Here is a 3,233-nt window from a genome sequence, read left to right as displayed (position 1 = left end):
TGTAAGTTGGCATTAGATTTTAAAGCTCCACCATAGAAAATCTTAAAAAATTGTAGAGCCTCATTATAATAGCCAAACTCATGGGCAGTGAGAAGAGGAGTATCATATTCATCTATAAGTAAAATAACTTTCTCATTGTATTTTCTTGCAAGCAACTCTGTTAAAAATTGTAAACTATATTTTAACTCACTCATATCCCCTTTTCTATTTTGAAGATTGTGTAAAATTTTTTTTTCTTCAGAGCTACAAATTTCTTCTAATCCTTGAAAGTCTTTTACCATTTTAAAAATAAATAGGCTCATATCAGATAAAAACTCTTCCCAAGTATTTTCTTTAAGTTCTTTCATAGTAATAAAGATGACAGGATATTTACCCTGCTCTTTAATCACAGGAGAGTCTTCTATATATAGTCCATTGAATAAATTTCTATTCTCATCTTTGTTTTTAATATCAAAAAAATATTTTAACATAGACATATTAAGAGTTTTACCAAATCTTCTAGGACGACAGAATAATTTTATATCAGCAGAGTCAGTTAAAATATCCTCAATAAATTTAGATTTATCAACAAAATAACAATTTTTTTCAATAACTTTTTTAAAATCATCAACACCTATACCAATACCTTTTTTGTTAAACATATTCTCACCTCATTTCTTTCTATTCAAGTATATTATACCATTTTTTATAGGAAAATATAAGTAGATTAATAGAAAAGAGTGTAGTAAAATATATTAAAGAAAAAGATTTAATAAGAATAGGTATTGTGAGAAATTAAGTCATAATGATGAAAGGTTAATTATTTAAGGAAAGGACAACTATGAAAAGAATAATAAAATCAATAGTAATTATTTCATTACTTCTTTTAACATCTTGTGGAAGAGTAACAGAGCAACAAGCAAGACAAGCTTTACATAATCATTTACTAGAAAGATATGGGGAAGAGTTTGAAATAGGATATATGGGTAGACGTTCTACAGGAAAGAAAAATTGGTATCAAGCAGAAATATATCCTTCAAAATATAAAGGAACACCTAGAGAGTATGACAAATATTATCATAGAAGTGGAAATGTTAACATAGAAAAAGGGATATTTGGAGAAAGTATAGATTATGTAGGAGATGTATATAGAATAGTTTTGATGAATGAATCAGCAAATGAGTTTTATCTACCTAAATTAAAAGAGTTGTTTGGAGAAAATATATTACCTATATTAGATATAAATATATCTGAATTAGAGTTTTTTCCAAATTTTATAGATGATTATACTTATAATTTAAAGAAAAATAAAATGCCTGAGATAAAAGGAAGAATTTATATCTTTGGAAGGGTGGAAAATGATAAGGACAGGGAATGGTATAGGAAACAAATTTACGAATTTGTGCAGTTTATGAAGCAGACAGGAACCTTTGAATATGTGGATTTAGATATATTAGTTGTAGATGAAAGAATTTTATTAGATGAATTCATTATGAACAAAATTGGAACAATTGACAAATTAGAAAATTTATCTAAAGATTTGTCCGAAGAAGAATTTTTAAGGAATAGAAAAAATATAATGAATGAATTGAATTCTTTTTTTGATAAGAATAAATATTATCAAAAGAGTATAGAGAACATAAATAAGAATAATCTTAGAGAAATTGGAACAGCTATATATACTAAGGGAAATAATTTGCTTTATCTAAAATTATATTCTCCTAAATATATAGAAAGTAACAGATATAAAAATGAAAAAAGAGAATATAATGATATAAGTGATATTAAGTTTGATTGGGAAAGGTGGTTTTAAATATGATTAGTATCACAGATAAAGAGCTTTTAGCAATTTGTAATCTTTCTAATTTAAAAATGGAATTTGCTAATTTAACATATCAAACATCTGAAAGTAAAAGTAGCAAAAAAATCCTGTCAAATCATACAATTTATTTTAGATAAAAATATATTAAAAAGTTAAAGGGGAAATTATGAGGAAGTTTAGACGAATATTAATGATTTTAATATTACTTTTATTAACAGCCTGTGGAAGAGTAACAGAGGAAGAAGCAAGACAAGCTTTACATAATAATTTAGTAAAAAGATATGGAGAAGAGTTTGAAATAGGATATATGGGTAGACGTTCAGACGGAAAAGAGACATGGTATGAAGCAGAAATATATCCTTCAAAATATAAAGGGACACCTAGAGAGTATGATAAATATTATCGTAGTAGTGGAAGTGTAGATATAAAAAAAGGAATATTTGGAGAAAGTATAGATTATGTAGGAGATATATATAGGTTAGTATTAATAAATGAATCAGCAAATGAATTTTATCTACCAAAATTAAAAGAGCTATTTGGCGAGAACGTACTACCAGTATTAGAAATAGATATATCAGAATTAGAAATAGTTCCAAATTTTATAGCTGATTATAAGGAAGGATTGGAAAAAAATCAAAGACCTAAAATAAAAGGGGGAATTTATATCTTTGGAAGGGTGGAGAATGATGAAGATAGAGAGTGGTATAGGAAACAAATTTACGAATTTGTGCAGTTTATGAAACAGACAGGAACTTTTGAATATGTGGATTTATCTTTTCAAATTTTAGATGAAAGAATATTAATAAAAGAATTTGATGAGATAAAACCTTTGTTAATAAATCATTTTAATACTTCAGCTAATTCAGAAGAATTTTTAAAATACAGAGAAAAAGAATTGAATAAATTAAATGAAAAATATAAACAATTAACATTAGATGATAAAAAAAATAAAATAAATAATTATTCTAAAAGTGAGATATCCAAATTCAATAATGACAGATTTTTAGGATATACAGCACTGTATCATACTGTCATAAGAAGTCCTAAATTTTTAAAAAATGAATCAAGATTATCTAAATATAAGATATTAGAGTATAAATCTAAAGATGAAATAAAACTTTTAAATACTATAAAAATTATTTTTGATGAGTATGATAAAGAAAAAATTTATAAGAATGAATGGGGTGATTAATTAATGAAAATCACAGATAAAGAGCTATTAGCTATTTGTAATCTTTCAAATTTAAAAATGGAATTTGCTAAAATTACATATGAAGATGACTATACTAAAAAGTTGACAAATCATACAATCTATTTAGATTTCTAAAAACTCTTTATTCAATGTTTTTTTATCTTCTTTAAAGGAAAAAATAAGAATTTCATATATTAAAAAATGAGAGGATTTTTCCTCTCATTTAATCTATATATCTAA

5 protein-coding genes are annotated in these 3,233 nt (G+C 24.9%); 4 read left to right on the top strand and 1 reads right to left on the bottom strand.

Annotated features, from left to right (window positions below):
• The coding region (locus ABNK64_RS10955; RefSeq protein ID WP_349764409.1) for an AAA family ATPase at positions 1 to 641 on the bottom strand (641 nt) is incomplete at its 3' end.
• Between the two features lie 179 nt (positions 642 to 820).
• Here ABNK64_RS10955 and ABNK64_RS10950 point away from each other — a divergent pair.
• From ABNK64_RS10950 to ABNK64_RS10935, 4 genes are read left to right on the top strand one after another with little or no spacing between them, the layout of a single operon-like run.
• The gene (locus ABNK64_RS10950) at positions 821 to 1,792 is read left to right on the top strand and encodes a hypothetical protein (protein ID WP_349764408.1); all 972 of its coding nucleotides are present in this window, start codon (positions 821 to 823) and stop codon (positions 1,790 to 1,792) included.
• 2 nt (positions 1,793 to 1,794) lie between these two features.
• On the top strand, positions 1,795 to 1,938 hold the full coding sequence (locus ABNK64_RS10945; RefSeq protein ID WP_349764406.1) for a hypothetical protein: 144 nt from the start codon (positions 1,795 to 1,797) through the stop codon (positions 1,936 to 1,938).
• Positions 1,939 to 1,967: 29 nt separating this feature from the next.
• The gene (locus ABNK64_RS10940; protein WP_349764405.1) at positions 1,968 to 2,993 is read left to right on the top strand and encodes a hypothetical protein; all 1,026 of its coding nucleotides are present in this window, start codon (positions 1,968 to 1,970) and stop codon (positions 2,991 to 2,993) included.
• 3 nt (positions 2,994 to 2,996) lie between these two features.
• Positions 2,997 to 3,128, top strand: coding sequence for a hypothetical protein (locus ABNK64_RS10935; RefSeq protein WP_349764404.1), 132 nt, complete (start codon positions 2,997 to 2,999; stop codon positions 3,126 to 3,128).
• The last annotated feature ends 105 nt before the right edge of the window (positions 3,129 to 3,233 follow it).

Origin of the sequence: Fusobacterium sp. SYSU M8D902 (genome assembly GCF_040199715.1) — a bacterium.
Taxonomy (GTDB): Bacteria; Fusobacteriota; Fusobacteriia; order Fusobacteriales; family Fusobacteriaceae; genus Fusobacterium_A.
This window is presented reverse-complemented; position numbering and strand designations above follow the sequence as displayed.